General features: G+C 35.8%; 19 protein-coding genes. 13 read left to right on the top strand and 6 right to left on the bottom strand.

Features of this window, described 5'->3' with window-relative positions:
- Positions 1-61 precede the first annotated feature (61 nt).
- From EA412_09300 to EA412_09285, 4 genes are all read right to left on the bottom strand, one after another.
- Positions 62-1,957 (bottom strand): T9SS C-terminal target domain-containing protein, encoded by a 1,896-nt coding sequence (locus EA412_09300; GenBank protein ID TVR78272.1) that lies wholly within the window; start codon positions 1,955-1,957, stop codon positions 62-64.
- A gap of 14 nt (positions 1,958-1,971) precedes the next feature.
- Complete coding sequence (locus EA412_09295; protein TVR78271.1) at positions 1,972-2,853, bottom strand: penicillin-binding protein; 882 nt, start codon at positions 2,851-2,853, stop codon at positions 1,972-1,974.
- Positions 2,804-5,515: a D-alanine--D-alanine ligase gene (locus EA412_09290; protein ID TVR78270.1), complete on the bottom strand. Its 2,712-nt coding sequence runs from the start codon at positions 5,513-5,515 to the stop codon at positions 2,804-2,806. Before EA412_09290 ends, EA412_09295 begins: the two co-directional genes overlap by 50 nt.
- A gap of 99 nt (positions 5,516-5,614) precedes the next feature.
- A complete protein-coding gene (locus EA412_09285) occupies positions 5,615-6,982 on the bottom strand; it encodes a saccharopine dehydrogenase (GenBank protein TVR78269.1) in 1,368 nt (455 codons plus the stop codon).
- Positions 6,983-7,103: 121 nt separating this feature from the next.
- Here EA412_09285 and EA412_09280 point away from each other — a divergent pair, with 121 nt between their 5' ends.
- From EA412_09280 to EA412_09265, 4 genes are all read left to right on the top strand, one after another.
- Positions 7,104-7,595 (top strand): cytidine deaminase, encoded by a 492-nt coding sequence (locus EA412_09280; protein TVR78268.1) that lies wholly within the window; start codon positions 7,104-7,106, stop codon positions 7,593-7,595.
- A gap of 9 nt (positions 7,596-7,604) precedes the next feature.
- Complete coding sequence (gene rocD / locus EA412_09275; GenBank protein TVR78267.1) at positions 7,605-8,822, top strand: ornithine--oxo-acid transaminase; 1,218 nt, start codon at positions 7,605-7,607, stop codon at positions 8,820-8,822.
- A gap of 67 nt (positions 8,823-8,889) precedes the next feature.
- Positions 8,890-10,734, top strand: a complete 1,845-nt coding sequence (locus EA412_09270) for a sodium:proline symporter (GenBank protein ID TVR78266.1) — start codon at positions 8,890-8,892, stop codon at positions 10,732-10,734.
- Positions 10,712-12,400: a hypothetical protein gene (locus tag EA412_09265; protein TVR78265.1), complete on the top strand. Its 1,689-nt coding sequence runs from the start codon at positions 10,712-10,714 to the stop codon at positions 12,398-12,400. The genes EA412_09270 and EA412_09265 overlap by 23 nt, the downstream gene beginning before the upstream one ends.
- A gap of 52 nt (positions 12,401-12,452) precedes the next feature.
- Here the strand turns inward: EA412_09265 and EA412_09260 are convergent, their stop codons facing one another.
- Complete coding sequence (locus tag EA412_09260; protein ID TVR78264.1) at positions 12,453-13,706, bottom strand: DNA/RNA non-specific endonuclease; 1,254 nt, start codon at positions 13,704-13,706, stop codon at positions 12,453-12,455.
- Between the two features lie 224 nt (positions 13,707-13,930).
- Here EA412_09260 and EA412_09255 point away from each other — a divergent pair, with 224 nt between their 5' ends.
- From EA412_09255 to EA412_09245, 3 genes are all read left to right on the top strand, one after another.
- A complete protein-coding gene (locus tag EA412_09255; GenBank protein TVR78263.1) occupies positions 13,931-14,860 on the top strand; it encodes a tetratricopeptide repeat protein in 930 nt (309 codons plus the stop codon).
- A 786-nt stretch (positions 14,861-15,646) separates the two neighbouring features.
- The gene (locus EA412_09250; protein ID TVR78262.1) at positions 15,647-16,027 is read left to right on the top strand and encodes a group III truncated hemoglobin; all 381 of its coding nucleotides are present in this window, start codon (positions 15,647-15,649) and stop codon (positions 16,025-16,027) included.
- Between the two features lie 143 nt (positions 16,028-16,170).
- Positions 16,171-16,380, top strand: coding sequence for a hypothetical protein (locus EA412_09245; GenBank protein TVR78261.1), 210 nt, complete (start codon positions 16,171-16,173; stop codon positions 16,378-16,380).
- A gap of 67 nt (positions 16,381-16,447) precedes the next feature.
- Here the strand turns inward: EA412_09245 and EA412_09240 are convergent, their stop codons facing one another.
- On the bottom strand, positions 16,448-17,824 hold the full coding sequence (locus tag EA412_09240; protein ID TVR78260.1) for a deoxyguanosinetriphosphate triphosphohydrolase: 1,377 nt from the start codon (positions 17,822-17,824) through the stop codon (positions 16,448-16,450).
- A 206-nt stretch (positions 17,825-18,030) separates the two neighbouring features.
- Between EA412_09240 and EA412_09235 the strand changes: the two genes are divergently transcribed.
- The 6 genes from EA412_09235 to EA412_09210 all read left to right on the top strand — a co-directional run bounded on the left by EA412_09235 (position 18,031) and on the right by EA412_09210 (position 22,703).
- Positions 18,031-18,717 (top strand): DNA-binding response regulator, encoded by a 687-nt coding sequence (locus EA412_09235; GenBank protein ID TVR78259.1) that lies wholly within the window; start codon positions 18,031-18,033, stop codon positions 18,715-18,717.
- Positions 18,718-18,872: 155 nt separating this feature from the next.
- The gene (locus tag EA412_09230; GenBank protein ID TVR78258.1) at positions 18,873-20,237 is read left to right on the top strand and encodes a sensor histidine kinase; all 1,365 of its coding nucleotides are present in this window, start codon (positions 18,873-18,875) and stop codon (positions 20,235-20,237) included.
- 190 nt (positions 20,238-20,427) lie between these two features.
- Complete coding sequence (locus tag EA412_09225) at positions 20,428-20,721, top strand: type II toxin-antitoxin system HigB family toxin (protein ID TVR78257.1); 294 nt, start codon at positions 20,428-20,430, stop codon at positions 20,719-20,721.
- Between the two features lie 3 nt (positions 20,722-20,724).
- Positions 20,725-21,081, top strand: a complete 357-nt coding sequence (locus tag EA412_09220; protein ID TVR78256.1) for a helix-turn-helix domain-containing protein — start codon at positions 20,725-20,727, stop codon at positions 21,079-21,081.
- A gap of 322 nt (positions 21,082-21,403) precedes the next feature.
- A complete protein-coding gene (locus EA412_09215) occupies positions 21,404-21,661 on the top strand; it encodes a hypothetical protein (GenBank protein TVR78255.1) in 258 nt (85 codons plus the stop codon).
- A gap of 244 nt (positions 21,662-21,905) precedes the next feature.
- A complete protein-coding gene (locus tag EA412_09210; GenBank protein ID TVR78254.1) occupies positions 21,906-22,703 on the top strand; it encodes a hypothetical protein in 798 nt (265 codons plus the stop codon).
- The last annotated feature ends 126 nt before the right edge of the window (positions 22,704-22,829 follow it).

Below are 22,829 nucleotides of genomic sequence, written 5' to 3'. Positions count from 1 at the left end.
CAAAAAGGGAAGTATGCCCGAATGTTTAATTTGCAAGCCAGTTATTATAAAAGCTAAAAACTTATTGCTTAATCCAGCGGTAGGTTTCAGTACTTTGTCCATTTGTTATTCGAACGACATACATACCCGGTCTGAGACTATTTGTATTAAGTGAATAGTTCGCTCCGTTTATTTCTTCCCGAATAATAAGCCGGCCATTTATATCATAAATTTCCAGTTCAGATTTTGCTTCAGCCTTAGTGTTCAGCATAGAAATATTCAGTAAATCATTTCCCGGATTAGGGAAAATTTTAAATAATGCATCCCGATTAGTTGAATTTAATGCCTGTTCATTTACATTCGTAGCTATATAACCTAAATCAGGGCCAACGGCTAACCGAATCATAGGAGTTCCGTTTACAACAGAAGTATACCAGATTCCATTGGATTGATAATACATTCTGTCACTGCTGTTTCTGCTGATATCAAACCCAACCTGAAGGTTTCTTTCATCCGTTTGCTGCCAACCGATATATATACTTCCATCGACTATTAGCTCTTCCTCGGGTACATAAACCGCAAATCCATTTCTCTCGTCTATGTAGTGTGGTCTTTTAAAATCACCAATATATAACACAGAGTCTCCTTCTCCTGTGTTTGACAAATCCAGTTCTTTCCATATGTAAATACTGAATAGCATATTACTTACATCTTCCAATATTTGAGCAAAATGAATTTTAATTGCCCTTACGGTATCCGGCTCATTTAAATCAAACCGCATCGCGAAACCTTTTAGCCCTACACCCTCAACACCATAAGCTTTTTCAGCATTTCCATTGTCATAGGCAAAGTAATTAAAAAACTTGTTTTCTGAACGTATAGTATCATTTAAAGGATTAACGTCACCGGCAGGGTTTAAATAACTTTTAACCTCTATGATAACGCTATCAGTTTGAAAATCCTGAAATGGTGTAAAATCCTCTGTATCAAAAAAGATACTTTGCTCTGCAAAAGGCTGAAAGTTAAAAGCTACAGGAGATTGATATTCTAAATTGGTATTTGAAAAAAGCTCATTCACCTCAAGTTCATAAGTGGTGTTTTTAGCCGCATTAAAGTTGTTTCTAAAACGAATTTCAAAATCTTCTTTCAATTCATTTTCCTGATAGTCAAAGAAATGATTCCAGGGCATTGAGCGGTAATTTCTCAAGATATTATCAGGCACTCCAATAAATGAAACATCATTCATAATTGTGTCATTGACTGTTCGATTAGCACCAACTCTAACATAGTCTACATGCCAATGATCATTATTTCCGGTTATTGTAGCATAATTCCTGAATCGAAACTGAAAGCCGTTATAAAAATAAAAAGGGTCTGTTACCGGTATCATTACATGTCTAAAAACCGGATCGCTAACTTGAGTTGTATAACCGTCTACACTCCATACTTTTCTCCATTCTACTCCATTAAACAATAGCTCTACAACTAAAGAATCACCAATATTGGGCCAGTCTCCCTTTCCCTGTGGCTGAAAGAGAAAACTGAGATATACAGAATCTTCCGGTCCAAAAGGGTTTAAATTAAGGGGCTTAGAAGTAAGCGTATCAGCCGGTCCGTCAGGTCCCGGGTTCAAACTGTCAACATGTGGAAGTCCAAATTCATTAAGGCCGTCAAAAGTGGCAACGCCCAGCGTTTTAGGATTCGTCGGATAAAAACGGTTTATAAAAACGTGTCTGTCTGTCCATTTTGTAGAGTCCGGATAAATATCTTTACCGGAAAAGTCATCAAAAAAGGGCAACTCCAGGGTGTCACTATCTCTCAGTCCATGTGGCTGATTAACAACATTTTTTTGGTAATATACTTTAGCCGGGTTTACACTTAAGGGAGAAAGAACTTCCTGAGCAAAAATATTTCCGGTAAATGCAAAAAAGCATAAAGACAGCAATAGAGTTGTTCGTTTGAATTGTAAATAATGCATGTGTTTATTTAAGTTTAATCTTCTTCAAAGAAAAGATTTTCAATATCATATAAATCAATTTCAGTGGTATCATCTAAAAAACCGAATTTACCGGTTTTAAGAGAATCCGGCATTTCAGTAGTCATAAAGATATTAATAGATTCTCCCAAATTAATTTCATTATCATTCTCAGGACTAGGTATCTGTCTGTAAACCATTGTGGCTGAGGTATCTGCTATCTCTTCATCCAAATAAATTACCGATCCGAGGTTAAGAGACGATGCCAGTAACAGCCATCTGACTTCTGAAAGAGTAAGCCCGCGTAAATCAGGCACACCAACTCTTACATTTCCAAGTCCATCTCCCAAAACTAAATCTATTTTACTCCCTCTGGGAACCATAGTTCCCGGTTCTACCGGCATTTCATCCCACAGCTGTTCTAAAACTGCATTTTGAGCTAAATCAGGTTTATAAATTAATTCACCTACCATTAAACCAAAGCTTTCCAGCTCAAAACTTGCCTGACGCAAAGATTTATCCATTAAATTAGGCATTTGAACACTCGGTGGATTAGCTGCATTAACGGTGAGATAAATTTTACGGTATTCTTTTACATTTGATAAAGGAATAGGAACCTGATCTAATATAGCAAATGGTGGTAGGTTTGCATCATAGGCAGAGTCAAGTACTTCAAATCTTAAATTAAGATTCCTTAGCCGACCTTCAGCTTCATCAATGGTAAGGCTGTGTAAATCAGGGACAGTAATGGATTCACCATGATTTGTATAGCGTTTTAATAAATAATCACTCATCAAAACAGCCGTGATGAAAATCAAAATGGCTAAAACCAGATTTATGAGAAAAAACTTACTGAGCAGAAACCTGCCCAGCTTTGAAATTATGTTTCGAAACTGCATAATTTAATATATTATCAATAAAGTCATAGGGTGTATAATTTTGAATAGCTGCCTGATGAAAAATACAAGTTGCCGGCGTCATACCCGGTAACGAGTTAAATTCTATGATTATTGTATGTACTTCACCTCCGGCAGTTACTCTTACAAATGCGTCTACACGGGCATATCCTTCGATATTCAAAATTCGGGCAGCCTTTTCAAAGTCATTTTTTACTTTTCCTGCCACATAGTCGTAATCCATTCCGCTAAGATGAAAGCGTGCCGGTGTAATGTTTTGTCCCTCACCGGCTAAAAACTTTTCTTCAAGGGATAAAATTGATTTTCCGGCTAAAGTTTCCGAAGGTTCAAAAATTTCATAGTTCAGCTTTCCATTTTTTAGATTAGTCATCAAACCGCAGGTAATCTCCATAAAAAGTTTATCATCCGGTTTTTTGGCAATCAGTGCTTCAGCTAAAAAAACATCTTTTTTTGGAAACTCATCCGACATTTTAATGCCTATTTTTTTTGCTGTTTCTTCAGGATAATTATCTCCCCTGAAAATCAGCTCTGCATAAGCTTCTAACTCTTCGCTATTGCTAATGCGCATGACTGCACTGCTACATCCATCGTCAACGGGTTTTGCAATTAAAGGAAATGGAAGTTTTGCCATTGAATTTTGCAATGTTTGCTCTTTATTAGCAACCCAATCTTTTTTCTTAACTAACAACTGTTGTGTCGTTTGAAAACCCTCCCGACTGAGAATTTGTAATGTTTTGTGCTTATTAATTGTAACCTTTGAAGACTCTATACCCGAGCCGTTATAAGGGATTTTATATTTTTCAAGCTGTTGCTGCACTTCACCGTCTTCACCCGGTCTTCCATGCAAAGCTATAAACACCATATCAACCATTTCAGCCAATTCTTTGTAGTTTATTGGCGTTTGTTCAAAGTGGGTTTCTCCGCTTGAAAAAACATTCGTTATCTGCCCGGCGGCTTTTCTTTTTTCAACTATGTACTTGCTTTTTTTCGGCTGTTCCAGATTTTCCCGTATATCATCTGCATTGTCTTTGAGCATGATATTTACAGGTAATAAATAGAGTTCATGCTTTCCGCTTTTACCGGTTAAAAAAACAGGTACCGGGCTATATTTCTCGGAAGCGGAAAGTTTTTCAAATATATTTCTGCCACTTTCTACAGAGATGTGTCTTTCTGATGAAAAACCACCCATGATAACAGCTACCCTTAAGGGTTTTAAGTCCTTTTTTTTCATCTCAAGCTTTTCTGAAAGACGTTTTCTCAATTCTGTTATTTTTCCTGGCAGGTAATTTCTTTTGTAAGACTCCCGCAAAGAGGTATCTATAATATAGCTTAAAAATTGAGATGGGTTTAGCCCAATTTCAGCTGCCTGATGAAAGAAAAATGAAGATGGAAGCATGCCTGAGGTTGTATTCGGGTCATTAAGGAACACATTTTCTTCATCATCTATAAATCCATCTATGCGCGCATATACTTCAAATTTGAAGTAATCAAACAATGCACAGCAGTTTTCTTCAATTTTTTCTATAGATTCAGCTTTCAGTTCAATAGGAGTAACTTTTCTGGAAAGACCCGGGAGATATTTTGATCGGTAATCAAACAGATTGTCTTTCTTTCGGATTTCTGTAGGGGGGAGTGCAAAAGCATTGCCATCCTGTCCCCGCAAAACGATGCAGGAAAACTCTTTTCCGCTTATAAAACTTTCCAATATGATTTCTCTTTCCGGATACCAATAGCTCAATAAACAGTTTTCAGCATTTTTATTACTAAAGTGTGTTTTTAAAACATCAAGCAACTCTTCCGGATGAAAAATGCTTTTCCCGTTTACATTTAATGGAAAACCAATGCCTTCCCGTATATCAGCTGACTTTCTTACAAAATCAATTTTCGCGGAATCACTGAGCCCGTTCCAATAAGTATTTGTGATGGTAATATGACCAAAAGCATAATTCACTGCCTTAGTAAATTCCTGAATATCGGCTTCTTTTAATATGCTTACTCCTAAAGAAGAACCCTGTCTGGAAGGCCTGATAACAAAGTGGTTACCAAGCTTATCTAAAGTGTTTTTATAGAGTGTATTTATTTCTTTTTCTGAAAGATTTTGCCAATTTTCAAGATTTAAATTTAAAAAAGGCTTTGAAAGAAACTCTGTGTTACGCATCCATTTTTTCTGAATGGCTTTATCCATCCCAAATGCAGAAGGTAAAATTCCCGAACCGGAATAGGGGATATTGCACCATTCAAGCAAACCTTGTATAGTACCATCTTCTCCAAAACTTCCGTGGAGACATAAAAAAGCAAAATCTATAGATTCTGATAAATTTTCTACAGGAATAACAGTGCCCAATTTATTAGCCATTTTGACAGCTGTTTCTTTATCAGCATTCAGGCTGTCTGCATAAATCTGAAAAGCATTGGGTGAATCCGGTAAAAATTCAACAGGAGGATAAAAATCACGAATACTGCCTTTATACAGATACTGCCAGTTAAGTAGTATGAAATTATTATAGCTGTCTACAAAAATAGGTACAGCTTCGAATAAAGATTTATCAAGATTATCAAAGACAGTGCGTCCACCGGCAAAAGAAACTTCGCGTTCTCTGGATCTTCCCCCGAAAAATATCCCTATCTTAAGTTTATCGGCCATTCTCAATTTATAGAATATGAATAAATCCCAAAGATAAGGTAATTTAATAGTCTGCCGTATGTCATTTCATAAACATTATAATGTGGACAATCTTCCTTATTAAAAATCATCTTCATTTTGGAGATGAGGAACAACCATCCATTCCTGCATATGCAGACCTTGCTGTTGAAGTTCTTTCAGTATAGGGTTATACCAATGCGGTTTGATGGGTAATTGTACTCCTTTTTCTTTAATTTTTCCTTGTAAAATAAGCTTGGTTGCTATACCTACCGGCATCCCGACAGTAAAGGCCATAGCTGTATTTTCAGCATCTTTTCCTTCTATAACTAAGGATGATTGCATTTGTCGTTTAACTCCTTCAGTGATGTAATCAAATTTATGCCACATTACAATCATATCTTTATCTTCCGGATTAAGGGTCCATTTTTTCTCTAAAATATGTTGCAAAATTTTAGCCGGCGTTCCGCTTTTTAAGCCTACCGGTGTATCTTTAAAAACTCCTACCCATTTTAAATTCCGCATTTCAACACCATCCAGCTCTAATCTTAAATAATGTGCTAATTTTAATTCTACAGAATCATAGGGATTATAGGCTAAAAAAGAATTTATAAAATCCCGGTGAGTCATATTTTCAACATCCTGCATTTCGTAGGTATCGTCTGTTGCGCCTAACTGAACAAACACATTCCAGGATTTGCAAAAACCCGGTCTTCTTAGAGTTCCCCTGTAGATAGTAGGTATATTTTCCAATCCGTAAATAGCTCTGTATTTTAAAGAATCTCGGTTGGCATATCCTTCAAACTCTCCGTATCCGGGAATTTTGATAATTTCTGTTCTGTTAAAAAGCCGGTGATAGGGAATATACTTAAACCTGCCTTCCTGTATAAAGTGGACAACACCTTGACCGCCGGTAATTACGTTTTTAGGGTTCCATGTGAACTTATAGTTCCACGGGTTAGGGTTTTGTCCATTTGCCAACAAACCTCCGGTAAAGGTTTCAAAACCTTTAAATTCACCACCCTCAGACTTTATTTTATCGATGACCTGCATGGCCGACATATGGTCTATTCCCGGGTCTAAGCCACATTCATTTAAAAATATAAGTCCCTTTTCTTTACAAGCGGCATCCAACTTGTCCATTTCGGGCGATTTGTAAGAAGCGGTAACTAAATGTTTCTTTTTATCAAGACATATTTCGGCTATTTTCAGATGCATTGTTGCGGGCAGCATAGAAATGATAACTTCCGAAATATCAATCAGTTCTGTTATTTTATTAAAGTCATTTGCAGATAACTCAACGGCCTTCCCGTTTGGATTATTTTTAATTTTATCCTGAGCAGCTTTTAGGTCTAAATCAGCAACTATGGTTTTGTAGCCCATTTCAGAAAGATGCTCTAATAGATACTTAATCAATATACCACTGGATTTACCGGCACCAAGAACGAGTATGTTTTTATCCGCTGTCATTTTGTGTAGGCTTTTTTAGATTTATTTTTCAAATGTAAGATTTATTTGTTAGCTGTAAAAAAACGAAACTATTAATATCTGATGCGTATGTAGTTTTTTTACTAAATTTGGCGGTAATAATATGAAAAAGAAATTTAGTGTAGAATATGAGATTTTTACTGCTTATCATGAACTTCCGGAATCAATCAGGGAAATCATAGATGCTGCAATATCTGCAACTCAAAAAGCCTATGCTCCATATTCAGGATATAATGTGGGCTGTGCTGCGTTATTGGAAAATGGAGAAATTATAAGTGGCGCCAATCAGGAAAACGCTTCTTTCCCTGCCGGAATATGTGCAGAAAGAACAACACTTTCAGCCATCTCCTCGTTACATCCGGGAATGGCAATTAATCATTTGGCTATTGCAATACAGTCAGAAAGAACAAAGGCAAACGGGCCTGCGGCACCCTGTGGAATTTGCAGACAATCATTGATAGACTATGAAGCTCGTCAAGGAAAAAAAATCAGTCTTTGGTTAGTTGCCGGAGACGAAGGATATTACTATTTTCGCTCGGTCAGTGATTTAATGCCTTTTGGCTTTACGTCAAAACAATTAGGAGACAAACTTTAAACAATTTTTATGAATGTTTTAGCATCAAATGATTTAATAAAGCTCGAAGAAAAGTACGGAGCGCATAACTATCATCCCTTACCGGTCGTTTTGAGCCGGGGAGAAGGAGTGTTTTTGTGGGATGTGGAAGGAAAGCGTTATTATGATTTTCTGTCAGCTTATTCAGCTGTAAATCAGGGTCATTGCCATCCGAGGATTATTCAAACTCTCATAGAGCAGGCATCAAAGTTAACCTTAACTTCCAGAGCTTTTTACAATGATCAGTTAGGTCGATTTGAGGAATATATCACCAATTATTTTGGTTATAATAAGGTATTGCCAATGAATACCGGTGTTGAAGCAGTTGAAACAGCAATAAAACTTGCGAGAAAATGGTCTTATGAAGTAAAAGGTATACAGGAAAATAAAGCGAAAATTATCGTTTGCAGTGAAAACTTCCATGGACGCACAACCGGAGTTATTTCTTTTAGCTCTGACCCATCCAGTTATGAAGGTTTTGGCCCTAAAATGCCCGGATTTGAAATCATTCCTTATAACAATATTGCAGCATTAGAAGCTGCTTTGCAAGATAGTAATATAGCCGGCTTTTTAGTGGAACCTATACAGGGCGAAGCAGGAGTTAATGTTCCGGATGACGGATACCTTTCAGCAGCAGCAAATCTTTGCAAAAAACACAATGTACTTTTTATAGCAGATGAAATTCAAACCGGTCTCAGCAGGACAGGTAAAATGTTATGCTGCGATCATGAAGATGTACGTCCCGATATTTTAATTCTTGGTAAAGCCTTAACCGGTGGAGTATTCCCGGTTTCAGCTGTTTTAGCAGATGATGAGATAATGTTGACTATTAAGCCGGGACAGCATGGTTCTACTTACGGAGGAAACCCTTTGGGGGTAGCAGTTGCTGTTACAGCTTTGGAAGTACTTAAAGATGAACATCTGGCTGACAATGCTATGGCCATGGGAAATCTATTGAGAGAAAGACTCTATAACTGCAACGCACCGATTTTAAAGAATGTGCGTGGAAAAGGGCTTTTAAACGCAATAGTTATTGATTCCAAAGATAAAGATACGGCCTGGAATATTTGTTTAAAATTAAGAGACAATGGTCTTTTAGCCAAGCCTACACACGGTGATAAAATACGTTTTGCCCCTCCCTTGACCATTAGCAGAGAACATATAGAGGAATGTGCAGAGATTATTTTACATACGCTTAATGAATTTTAAAAATTGTTTTCTCCAAATTAGGTGCTGTTTCTGATAGTTTGTTAGTTTTACGACTAAATTACAGGCATTGGAAAGCATAGATTGGCTAATACTCTCCTTATTTTTCCTGATTATCATTCCTTTAGGACTTTCATATAGAAAGTTTTCTTCAAAGGGATTAACTGCTTATTTTCTGGGAGGTCGTAATTTACCCTGGTGGCTAGCCGGCATTTCTATGGTAGCTACTACTTTTGCTGCCGATACACCTTTGGCGGTTACTGAATTGGTCGGTTCGGGAGGAGTGTCTGCAAACTGGCTATGGTGGAATTTTTTGATGGGAGGTATGCTCACTACCTTCTTTTTTGCCAGACTTTGGAGGCGTGCCGAAGTATTAACAGAAGTTGAGCTAATTGAACTGAGATACGGGGGAAAAGGAGCAGCCATGCTCAGAGGATTTAAAGCCTTGTACTTAGGTCTTTTTTTAAATATCATCATTATGGGTTGGGTAAATCTGGCCATGATGACTGTTTTGGAAATTTTCTTCGACCTTTCAAAAATGGAAGCCTTGCTTTCCACAGCATTTTTAATGATTTCAGTAAGTTTTTATGTCAGCTATGCGGGATTAAAAGGTATAGCAGTTACAGATGCCGTTCAGTTTGTAGTTGCCATGTCTGCATCCATTTTATTGGCTGTATTTGTTGTTAACTCACCTGAAATTGGAGGGCTGGCTTCTTTAAGGGAACAATTAAATACAAATTTTGAAGGAACGCTTTCGTTTTTCCCATCTATTGGGGGAGCTACAGCAATGGAACAGGTGAATGTTTTAACAATCACCGCCGGAAGTTTTTTAGCCTATATGGGGTTTCAGTGGTGGGCCAGCTGGTATCCGGGTGCTGAGCCGGGGGGCGGTGGATATATAGCTCAGCGCATGATGAGTGCTAAAAATGAAAGGCATGCTATTTTTGCTACTTTATTTTTTCAGTTAGCGCACTATTGTTTAAGACCCTGGCCATGGATTATCGTAGGGCTTTGTGTTTTAATTATTTATCCGGAACTTACTCCCGAGACACAAAGGGAGGGTTATGTCAGAGCCATTCTTGATTTTATGCCTGCCGGATTGAAAGGCTTGATGTTGGGGGCTTTTATAGCCGCTTATATGAGTACTATTTCTACCCAATTGAACTGGGGGAGCAGCTATGTAATCAATGATTTTTACAAGCGCTTTATTTCTCCCGGTGAGGAAAGTCCGAAAGATATTTATTTCTCTAAAATTGCTGTCTGGATATTAATGGCAGCAGCTCTCTTTGTGACACTGTTTATGGACTCAGTTTCCGGTGTTTGGACATTCTTAATTGAGTGTGGAGCAGGTTTGGGAATGGTACTGATACTAAGGTGGTTTTGGTGGAGAATTAATGTCTGGAGTGAGTTTTCAGCGACGATTACACCATTTATAGTACTTGCAGTTTTAAAAATTATTACATTGGTTTTAAAGAGCACCTTTGATCCCGGACCGGATGTCAGCAGTGAAGATAAAGCGCTGCTTTTTGAAGCGGCATACCCCTGGTTGATGTTTCCGGGAAGTTTTTTTATAATTATTTTAGTGACTACTATTTCCTGGTTGAGTTTTACTTTTTTAACTCCTCCGGAAAATATGTCTGTGTTGAAAAGATTTTATAATAAAGTCAGACCGGGAGGCTGGTGGTCAGGGGTGTCTGAAAATTCAAAAACAGACAGCAAGAATTTGCCCTGGCTATTTGTAGCCTGGATATCAGCCGTTATCTTTGCTTATATGGTCTTGTTCAGCAGTGGAAAATTCCTTTTTGGGGAGTATACGTCTGCTATTCAGTTTACTTTGATTGGATTAGCTGCTTTATTTGTACTTTTATTTGTCATGCGAAAATTAAAATCATTTGATCGTGAAGAAACTTTTTAAGTCAATACCTAAACAGCTGCTTTTATTTCTATTCATTTGTGCTTTTGGATTTAGCTATGCGCAAAGTACTTATAAACCTATAGACAGAGATATTTATCATTTGTATGACCGCTGGCAAATTAAATTTAAAAAAGATATTCCTGACCTACCTAACAGTTTATACCCTTTTAATAATAAGGAATTAGCTGCTCAGCTATCACACGTTTACCAAAATAAGGAGTCCTTGTCAGCAACCGATCGTTTTTGGCTGATGCATCAAATAGCAGAACACAATGATTTTGTGGAAGACACACTGATAGAAAGTGAAAGGTCTGTTTTTAATACATTTTACACACGTCCGGATGCTTTATTTTCTGTAAATGAAGAGCCATATTTTTTGAAAGTGAATCCGGTTATTCACTATATACATTATTTTCAGCAGGGTGGAAGTGAAGATAATCTTTTTATAAATACCAGAGGTTTTGAATTGACCGCCCGTTTATCCGATAAAATAGGTATTTACTCTTTTATTACGGACAATCAATATCGGGGACCGGAATATGTTCGTGACCATATACGCAAGGGACAAGCTGTGCCGGGAGAAGGGTTTTATAAAAATTTTAAAGATACCGGAGTGGATTTTTTAAGTCCTTCGGCACATGTGCATTTTAATGTTGCAGACCATATTGACATAGTTTTTGGGCATGGCAGAAATTTTATCGGACACGGTTACCGCTCCTTGCTTTTATCCGACCATGCCAATCAATACTTTCATTTGCGCTTAATCAGTCGCTTTTGGAAATTCAGATATCAGAATCTTTTTGCTGAAATGACAACTACTTACAGACGCGGTGGAGACCGATTATTAGATAAAAAGTATTTGGCGGCTCATTATCTCCATTTTAAACCGACACATTGGCTGGAGCTGGGATTGTTTGAGTCCGTAACCTTTACCGGTAGAAACGGATATGAATTACAGTATTTAAATCCGGTGATTTTGTACAGAGCTGTAGAGCATGACCTGGGAAGCCCTGATAAAGTGAGAGTCGGTGCTGAGTTCAGAGTAGATTTTTTAAGGCGTTTTTCCTTTTACGGACAAATTGCTTTAGATGAATTTAATTACAGTCAGCTGGTAAATCGTACCGGTTGGTGGGCAAATAAGTATGCTTTTCAGACCGGTTTAAAATATGTGGATGCCTTTACGATTCCTAATCTTGATTTGCAATTAGAATACAATTATGTTCGTCCGTATATGTTTACTCATCAGGATACGGCCACTTCTTTTACCCATTATAATCAGGCGCTGGCTCATCCTTTAGGAGCAAACTTCGATGAAATAGTAGGAATTATCCATTACAGGCCACATCCGCGATTTTCGGTCACTACACATATGTTTAGCTGGAGAAGAGGGCTTGATAGCGATGGTGAGCATTGGGGAAGCGATATTTTCCGGGCTACGAATGCTAACCTTGTAGAGCAGGAGTTTGATAATGAAACCCTTCAGGGATTGAGAGAAAATGGTTTTTTATTGGATGCAAAAGTTTCTTACCAGATCAGACATAACTTTTTTGCAGATTTGCAGCTTATTGCCCGCAGCAGTGCTATAGAAAATCAGGAAACAATAAATGAACTCTATGTAGGAGCAGGATTACGCCTAAATATGGTTCATCGCAGATTCCATTTTTAAAAAAGTTAAGAAATTTGCCGGTTTTAGAATTTTAGCAAAAAACAAATCTCGCTTATTCCATGAACATAATTCTTTTTGGTGTAGATAAATGCATGCCCGGCACACCCTGACTTTCAGTTACTCTACCTAAAAAGCATAGGGTCTTATCTTTTAAGTAAATTTCCGGCTCGTAATCAAAGTTTACTACATCTCTTGCCCAGATAGTTACTGAAAATATCTGATTGGGAAATCTTCGGTCCAGGTTTAAAAAAATATTGCCGTTACCGGAACGATGACTGCTTACGATAGTACCACAAACTTGTGTATTTCTGGAATGATTTACTCTTGTTTTGGCATCAATAGTGTTTACAGCTCCTCTGGGTAATTGCTCAGCTCTAAGCGGCATTATATCTCTTTGTTCGCCTTCGGGATACCATTTAGAAATATCAAATTGAGATTCTATCAATTCCTCTTCTTCAGCTGTCAGTGAAGCGAAAAAGTTAATACCCGTTAGGCTTTCGATAGAATCTATAGTTACGGCATACCATTCAATCGGGTGTATTAAATCTTCCTGAGGTACTAAAAAAGCAATTCCGATTTTTTCATCATAATCCATGGCTATCTTGTAGTGATATTCGGGTATAGGCAATTTATTAACACCTCTTTCTAAACGGGGTAAATCATCTTCCAAAACAGGTGCGGTTACTATATAAAGCTCATTTTCAGGATTGTTTGTTACATAATCTCTGAGGAAACTCTCAATCTCCGTCCATTTTTCACGGTTAAACTCCGGTGTTTGAGGTGTAATATTGGAATAGTAATACGATTCAGAAAGGGCTTTTGCTGACCAGCGAAAATCAGCTGATGGAGCTAAATGCCCGCGATCATAGCCAAAACCATCATATCGAATGCTGCCGTCATTTCTTTCAAACATTAAAAAATAGTCTTCCTGTACACCGGTATTGGAAATTTTCGGGTCAGCCCTAAAATCATTTGATCTGCCGACACGGCCTTCTGCAATGTCACCTGTAAGTATGTGAACGACCCACTTGGCTAAAGAATGTTCCTCTGAAAATAGAATACACATGGCTGAATGACAAATGTACTCTTCACCTTCATTTATTTCAGGAAGTCCTCTTTCGTGAATTTTTTCAATAATCCTGTTCAGTTTGAGCGCTTCTATTTTCGTATTCAGACTGTCTTTTTGACGACTAAGTTGTTGATACTCCTGACTTAGAGCGTCCAGTTTTGTTTGAATGTTTTGAGAAAATAAAAAACAGGGGAGTGCAAGCAGCATGAAAATAGCTGAAATTATTCTGATATTCATTTATGAAAGTCCTTTTTAGTAATCTTATACAATGTCCGAATTTAATACTTTTTTAAAAGTTGTAAAAGTAATTTGAAAATAATTAAACTACAGCAAAAAGTATGTTAATAAATCTATAACAAAGCTTACAGTAAAGCTTTTTATAATTTATTCTTGTTTTTATTCTTTTAAACTAAGCTTTAAATTCCGTTTGATTTTATTAATTTCGTAAGAACTTTTTAACTATGATTTTTACATTACTGCTTACTTTTTTACTTTTTGATATGGACAATTCTAATAATGGCGAATTGCCGGACATAGATGAATTGTGGGATTACAGTAAACCTGCTGAAACGGAAGCCGCATTCCGAAAACTCATTCCACTTGCCCGGGAGATGGATGATATGGCTTATTATGTAATGTTGCATACGCAGATAGCCAGAACTCAATCACTTCAGCATAAGTTTGACAATGCCCATGCTTTATTGGATTATGCACATAGTAATTTGACTGAAGATATGACTTTACCTACAGTGCGCCATTGGTTAGAAAGAGGGCGAACCTATAATAGTGAAGGCCAAAAAGAAGAGGCTATTGAATGCTTTGTGAAGGCTTATGAGATCGCAATTGGGAACAATCATGAATATTATGCTGTTGATGCGGCACATATGTTGGGAATAGCTGAAACTAAAGATGCCCAACTTGAATGGAACTTTATAGCAATTGAAACAGCTGAACAAAGTGAAGAGGAGAGAACCCGTAAATGGCTGGGAGCTTTGTATAATAATGTTGCCTGGTCATTTCATGATATGGAGCATTACCATGAAGCTCTGGAGTACTTCGAAAAAGGACTTGAATGGCGAAAAGAACAAAATGATGCTTCAGGTATTATAGTTGCAAAATGGGCTGTAGGCAGAACTTTAAGGTCACTTAATCGCCCGGAAGAAGCCATAAAAATTCATCAGGAACTGATTAAAGAATTAAAAGAAAAAGATCTTCCACCTGATGGTTATGTGCATGAAGAAATGGGGGAGAACCTGTTTCTGCTAAGAAAGGAAAAAGAAGCTGCAACTCATTTTGGCTTAGCTTATGAAATTTTAAGTCAAGACCAATACCTTCAAAATAATGAACCGGAAAGACTAAAACGATTAAAAGATATGTCTAAAAAACGATAGTAGTTTCCTGTTTAGTGTGCGGCGTCGACGCCCCAAATTCATATATTGATAATAAGTGCTATACGGATAGAAAATCTTTATTTGGGGGACCCATTGTACAAAGAGAATGGTTGACTTGAACAATTGAACATCTGAATGAAGAAATCAGAAATTAGAACGTTATTGAAATTAACTTTTGATTCTGCTCTTTTTACTTCACTATTCGATTGTTCGAATGTTCTATTAATTCAATTATTCAAACTAGATGAGAATTAAATTCAAGTTAAACCATACACTAATTGTATTTCAATAATTTACTTCACCAATTTATACTTCAAAATACAATAAATCTTTAGAAATCCATCTTACTCGTTAATATGTTTCATTTGTTTTGTGAACAACTTCGATTCCCAAAATTCCTATATTAATAATCAACACTAACGGACAAAAATTATTGATTTTGGGTGACCCATTACACAGAACAGCTGCTAAGAAAGGAAAAAGAAGCTGCAACTCATTTTGGCTTAGCTTATGAAATTTTAAGTCAAGACCAATACCTTCAAAATAATGAACCGGAAAGACTAAAACGATTAAAAGATATGTCTAAAAAACGATAGTAGTTTGGTAAGATGGTGTTAAAATACTTTTTACTCTATTTTTTACTTTTATAATAATCCCACTTTACTGATTTATTTTCTAATAAATAAAATGTATAGTCGTTTTGTGTTTAATTACTTGCTTTAATTAAAGGTGTATTGCAAATAATTAATAGCCAGTTCTCAAAACACTTTTACCAAAAAAACAAATATGAAAGATATAGAAACCAGAGAAGATGTTGTATTGTTGGTTGATACTTTTTACCAATCGGTAAAAGAAAATAAAAAACTGGGATACATTTTCAAGGATGTTGCCAAAATAGACTGGGAAGAGCATTTACCAAAGATGTATTCTTTTTGGGCAAGTATTTTATTGGGAGAACAGAGTTTTACCGGAAATCCTATGATCAAACATATTGCATTGAGCAAACTGACACCAATGACAGAAGTTGAGTTTGAGGAGTGGTTATTGCTATTTAATACAACTATTGATCAATTATTTGAAGGTAAAGTGGCCAATGAAGCTAAATTAAGAGCCGGAAATATTGCCCGATTAATGATGCATAAAATCGAATCATTAAAGGAATCATAAAGTTAATGTAAGTTTTTACTGCAAGAGGTAGTTTCCACCTTCTTATGAGATACAATTCAAATAAACAGAAAAAAACTAAACAATCAATGAAAATGCTTGTTAACAAGTAGTATGAATTATTTAATTATTTAAAAAAATAAATTATGGATTTGAAGCAACAAGCAAAAGATCAAATTGAAAAAAGATTAAAAAAAGTAGAAGGTTTCATAGCCGATCAGGGTATTGGCTCAAACTATCTTGACAAAGCAAAAACTATTCAAAGAAATCTAAACCTTACATTGTTGGCCGTTAGTGTAGTTACAATTGCCGGTGTAGTAATTTGGACTTTGAACAGCTCTAACAAAGATGATTAGTTTAAACGAGTCGTCGTTTTTTTAAATTTTTAAAGCCTTTTACTGAGTCTCAAGTATTTACTTGAATTTACATCTCAATTCCACGCAAATTACGATATAATTTTAATGCGTAAATATCGGTCATGCCTGCAATGAAGTCTATCATATGCATAACTTTAGTGTAGGGCGAGCCCGATTCATCAAAGGTGAATTGTTTTGGGAGTAATTCAAGTATTTTATGGTGTTCTTTACTTCTGCTTTTTACCGGTGTTAAAGCGGCTTCAACAAAATCTTTCACCAATCCGGACATAATTCTGAAACCGGCAATTTCTATTTTGACAACTTCCCTGTAATTGTAAATCTTTTTTACAGAAACATCTGATATTTCTTTTAAGGCTGCCTGCAAACCCGGAATGCAGTCTATCAAAGCAGCATCTAATTCCCCTTTTATGATTTCTTCTTTATGTTGAATAAAAGCTTCTGCACATTTTACGGCAAGCGTATTAATAGCTTTTGCTCTCAAATAGGCAACAGCCTCGTTGGTATCTGACTTTAACTCTTCAACCGTTTTTTCTACTTTTTGTAAATCCTTTTCATCCTGTTTGATGATTTGCATCAGCAATTCGCTAACCTCTTCAAAAGACATGATGTTTAAGCGGTGCGCATCTTCCAAATCAATAATGTTGTAGCAAATATCGTCAGCTGCTTCTACCAGATATACAAATGGGTGGCGTTTATAAACAATTTCAGAAGCCGATTCATCCCTAAACATTTTCATTTCCTTAGCTATATCCAAAAAAGTTTCTTCATCAATTTTGAAGTAGCCGTATTTATTTCTGTGTTTTGGTCCTTTTTTGCCTAAAGAAGCAGAAGATTCGCATGGATATTTAATGATAGATGCAAGTGTGCTGTATGTCAACCTGAAACCACCTTTCAATCTGCCATTTTGTTGTAAGGTCAAAATTCTCAGGGCATTGGCATTTCCTTCGAAATTAGTCAGATCATGCCATTCCTGTTTTGTAAATTGTGCTTTAAACGCTATATCTGCCGGATTGCCGGTTTCTCTGTTTTTAAAATATTTTGAAATCGCTTCTTCTCCTGAATGGCCAAAAGCCGGATTTCCTAAATCATGAGCCAGACATGCAGATGCGATGACATGTTTGAGATCTTCTTTGTAAAAAATAGCGGCTTTTTTTTCCAATTGTATTTCTTTCAAATTAATCAACTTTTCTCCGACCATTTTCCCCAGAGACCTGCCTACGCTGGCCACTTCAAGGGAATGGGTTAATCTGTTATGGACAAAAATTTCTTCCGGCAGGGGAAAGACCTGTGTTTTATTCTGAAGCCTTCTAAAGGGGCTTGAAAAAATGATTCGATCCCAATCCCTTTCAAACTCCGTTCTGATTTCTGCTGAGGGCGTGTCATATCCAAACCTGCGCATAGAAAAGCAGTTATTCCAATTCATACAATTTTATTTTACTAAAAGCTTTTTTTAAAAAAGTAGACTAAGGTATTAAAAAACGAAGATAAGCAAAGTGAGGGAAGCAGAAAGTAATTCAGAAAAGTGTCTTTATAAATTACTGCTCACTAATTGCATAATCTGTTAGGAAGGAAATTTACTTACTGACCTTTTTCAAATCAATATCCTCTTATTTTTATCTTTGTGCTATTATGAATGTTCTGTTAATAGAAGATGATCACACACTCAGTCAAAACATTCAGGAAGCCCTGAGTGGAGAAAATATGCATATAGAGCTTGTTTATGATGGCCTGCTTGCTGAGCGGATGCTGAAAAAAAACAGTTTTGATTGTGTGATTATGGATATTAACCTGCCCGGCAAAAACGGCTATGACTTATGTAAGGACTTTAGAACGTACAATACTTCTACACCGGTAATCATGTTGACAGCTTTTGGAGAGCTGGAAGACAAGGTACAGGGTTTTGATTGCGGCGCCGATGATTACCTTACAAAGCCTTTTTATATGCGGGAATTAATTATGAGAGTTAATTCTCTGTTGAAACGGTCAAAAAAAATCACAAATGCAAACGCTCAGAGGTCTGTTTTGGTTGCCGATGACATAAGCATTGATGATGCACGAAAAAAAGTATTCAGACAGGGAAAAGAAATTACACTGACGCCCAGGGAATATCAAATCCTGCTTCGCTTAATGGAAAATAAGGGGGAGATTATCTCTAAAGGAGATTTGATTAAAGAAATTTGGGGAAGATCTTTTGGTGCAAATACAAATACTATTGAAGTATATGTGAATTTTTTACGTAAAAAAATTGATAAACCTTTTGACAAAAACACTATTAAAACTAAAGTGGGTTATGGGTATTATTTGGATGTGAAGTGAAAAATACATTCCATTGTTAATATTTATGATTTTTAATCAAATACTATTGTTTCATTGTTGAAAAAGGGAAAATAAATGATAATCCGAATAGTTACTAATTCAAGTAATCTAATACTCCGGCATTTCATGGCAAAAACAAAACCACACTCAAACAAATGAAAATTAGAAATAAAATACTGGTCTATTTTTCAACAACGGTAATTGTGCTTACGGCAATTTCATTTACCATTATCTATTTTTTGTTTTCAGATTACAGAGAAGAGGAGTTTTTACAGCAGCAAAACGAACGAATTATTACGACTTTGCAGCTTTTGACAGAGGTAAAACAAGACGATGAAGATATACAGGAAACCATGGATATTCTTACTGTATATGATTTTTATGATGAAAAACTTTTAATTTTTAATGAAAAAAAAGAACTCATCTATATCAGTAAAGAAGACATTCCAAGCCCGGATATTGAAAATATTTTAAGTCAATTATCACCACAAAACGAATGGTACAAATCAAAAGAAGGTAAGTATGATATCATAGGAACGCATACCGTAAAAAACGGAAAAAGCTATTATGCCATTAGTAAGGCTTATGATGACTTTGGTTTTACCAAAATGTTTTTTTTGAGAAATGTTTTAGCCGGTATATTTTTATTCATAGTCATCACCGTGATTTTTGTATCTCAGTTTCTTTCAAATAAACTGTCAAAGCCTATTACAGCACTTACCGAAGAGCTCAATAATTATGAACCGGGAAGTGAGCCATCGAAATTGATTTTAGAAACTTCCTCCTACGAAATCAGGCAACTAACCGAACGCTTCAATGAGTTGCTGAAAAGGACAAACGAGGCTTTTTCTTTTCAAAAGCATACCATCCATCACATTTCTCATCAGTTGAAAACGCCCATAGCTGTAATCGTCTCAGAACTTGAAAAAATCATGCAGTCAGATACTATTGAAGATGCCCGACCGGCCATTCAAAATCAAATTATCAAAGCAAAATCTTTAGGCAATATCATACATGTGTTACTTGAGATTTCAAAAATTGAATCCGGGCAGGAGATTCAGATGCAAAAAGTAAGAGTTGATGAAATTATTTTTGATGTGATAGAAGAGTTGAATATTATCTTTCCGGATTTTCGATTTGAGATAAATTATATCCCGGAGGACTTTAATGAAAGCAAGCTTTTGTTAAACCTTAATCAAATCCTTATCAGACAAGCATTTCAGAATCTATTATACAATTGCACCACTTACAGCAACAATGCAAAAGCAGAAATAAAAATAGACTGTTTATCAGAAAGTGAACTTAAGATACAAATCATAAATCAGGGCAGCCCAATTTCTGAAGAAGAAGAAAAGCTATTATTTAATTATTTTTTCAGAGGAAAAAACAGCAAGGACAAAACCGGTTTTGGTTTGGGATTAGTATTAACCCGAAAAATTATGGAATTGAATAAAGCTTCCATTTCCTACCATAATCCGGATGAAAATGTCAATGTTTTTGAGTTGAGGTTTAGGGTTTGAAGGGGGGGTAAAGTGTTTGTTCCTGGTTTTTTTTATCAACTGCACTCAGGAAAGATTCAAAATATTACAGACTACAGCTTATAACCGTAAAATTTACCACGCTTTGTAGAAAATTTCTATAGCTTTTTTTTAAAAAAAAGTTACCAATTTGGTAACTTTTTTGTTATTTTTGTTGTATAACTTCTATATAATGAGAGTAATTGCGAAGAAGATATTGAGAGATTTTTGGGGGAAATACAATGATTCAGAGCAGCAATTGAAAACTTGGTATAAAGAAGCATCAAATGCAAACTGGACTTCTCCCAATGACATCAAAAGAGAATATGCAAAAGCAAGCATTGTTGGAGAAAACCGAGTGGTATTTGATATTTGCGGGAACAAATACCGCCTGATTGTTAAAATAAACTATGAAAGACAGTGGGTTTTCATAAGATTTATTGGAACACATAAACAGTATGATAGTATTGACGCTAAAAATATTTAAGACATGAAAATTAAAGTAATAAAAACTGAACAAGAATACAAAAAGGCATTAGCGAGGCTTGATGAAATTTTCGATGCACCTGTTCATTCTAAAGAAGGTGATGAAGCCGAACTATTAACCCTTCTGATTGAAAAATATGAAGATGAACGTTATCCAATAGACGCACCGGATCCTATTGAGGCTATTAGATTTCGAATGGAACAAATGAATATGAGTAATAAAGACTTAGCAGAAGTGATTGGATACAAAAGCAGGGTGTCAGAAATTTTGAATCGAAAGAGAAAGCTGTCTTTAAACATGATAAGGCTACTGCATAAGAAATTAAGAATACCTTATGAATCTTTGTTAGCAGAATATTAGCCGTATAATAGATTTGAGGTTGGTGATAACACACAACCACGGCGGGGAAAACTTAAGTTGCTTTCAATTTCACGTATATCAGCTAAGACTTTGGATTGATTTGGTACAAATAATGCAATAAACTCCCTAATCTGTACCATTATGGCTGTAAAATTTAATCAACTTTTATGGTTTTAATGATTCCTATGCTGGAATTAGTTCAGCCGTAGTTTTGTTATCATTTTTGATTGGATATAAATAATTTGTGGCAAATGCTATTTCAGTAGTATTAATGGACTGGAACTGATAAGAAAAACGGTAAAATATTTGTATATTTGTAACTATGAAAACAGCAGACTTCAATAACAGACTAATAGATGGATACTTAGAGTTGCTTAAAAATTTAGATCCAAAAAGCAAGCTTGATCTTATTTCAAAGCTGACAAAATCTATCAAATCTGACCTTAAATTCAAAAGTAAAACTTTTGAAAAGGCTTTTGGTGCTTGGGACAAATCAGAAGATGCTGAAAAGATCACTAAAGAAATCAGAGACAGCAGAAGCTTTAACAGAAAAATCGAAGACCTTCAAGCAATTATTTGACATCTCTCCAACATTATCAAAACTTTCATTTTTTGCAAGTTTTGATAATTATTCAGCTATGGATTTTTTTCACCAACCACAAACTCCACCTACCTCCACATTTATCCTTTTTAGGCTTAATATCCCCCTTCCATGATTTGTGAAAAAAAAGCTATATTTGGTGTGATATAAAAACATACAAAGGTTAAGAGATTTTTAAATTATCATTGGCTTTATTGACCTATAAATAGTAAGCGGTAACTTTATGACAACAGCATCATTCAACGATATAAGAAAGAAGATTCAGAAAAATATTGATCAATCGAAAGACAGTATTTTAGTTTCAGTTGCTTGGCTTACAAGTAAAGACTTGCTTGGACAACTTATTGACAAATTAGATAGTGGTTGTAAAGTTGAAATTATAATCAGCGACCATTTTGAAAATCAGAGACTGACTTATGATAAGTTCATTGAAAGAGGCGGGCAAGTATATATTGTGCCAACCAAAACCGGTAAGTTCTTGCACGACAAATTTGCAATTTTTGATAACTCAAAAGTAATTGCAGGTTCATACAACTGGACTAACTCAGCAGAATTTTACAATCACGAGTTTATTATACAAAGTGAAGATAGCCAACTAATAAAGCAATTCACTATTCGTTTTGACAACTTAAAAAAAATCGTAACTCAATATGACAAATTAAAACTTTTAAGTAACGACAATTTGACTGCTGAAACTAAGGAAGAAGAATTTATAAAACTTGAAGAAGAATTAGAAAAGGAGTTTATAGACACCATTAAGGAAGCTAATGACTTAGGTGCAAAAATTAACTCAACGAATGTAATTTCATATATCCATAATTATGGTGCAATTGGTGGTGCAAGCAGGCTTATAAGCGTTGGTACCGACAAATTACATTCAGGTCTTTTAAAATTATGGGAAATAAACAGGCTTGACATTAGTTTTGAGAGCATCATTCTCAAAAAAAAATATCAAGTTCTATTCGACAAAGACATACTTGAAAAATCACAGAAACGACTTGACGAACTTAGACGAAAGTAAAAAATCCCCCCCTTTAAGCAAATTTTTATCCCTTTTAAGGTCTTTTTAAGCTGAAGAAAAGCAGTTTTGCGTTTTAGTAGTTCAGCCTATGAAAACAAAACTTATCGGGTGCGTTTTTTCGCTTTT

The sequence above is a fragment of the Chitinophagaceae bacterium genome, from assembly GCA_007695095.1.
Taxonomy (GTDB): Bacteria; Bacteroidota; Bacteroidia; order Chitinophagales; family REEL01; genus REEL01.
The sequence above is the reverse complement of the archived record's forward strand: the minus strand, read 5'-3'. Positions and strand labels throughout refer to the sequence as shown.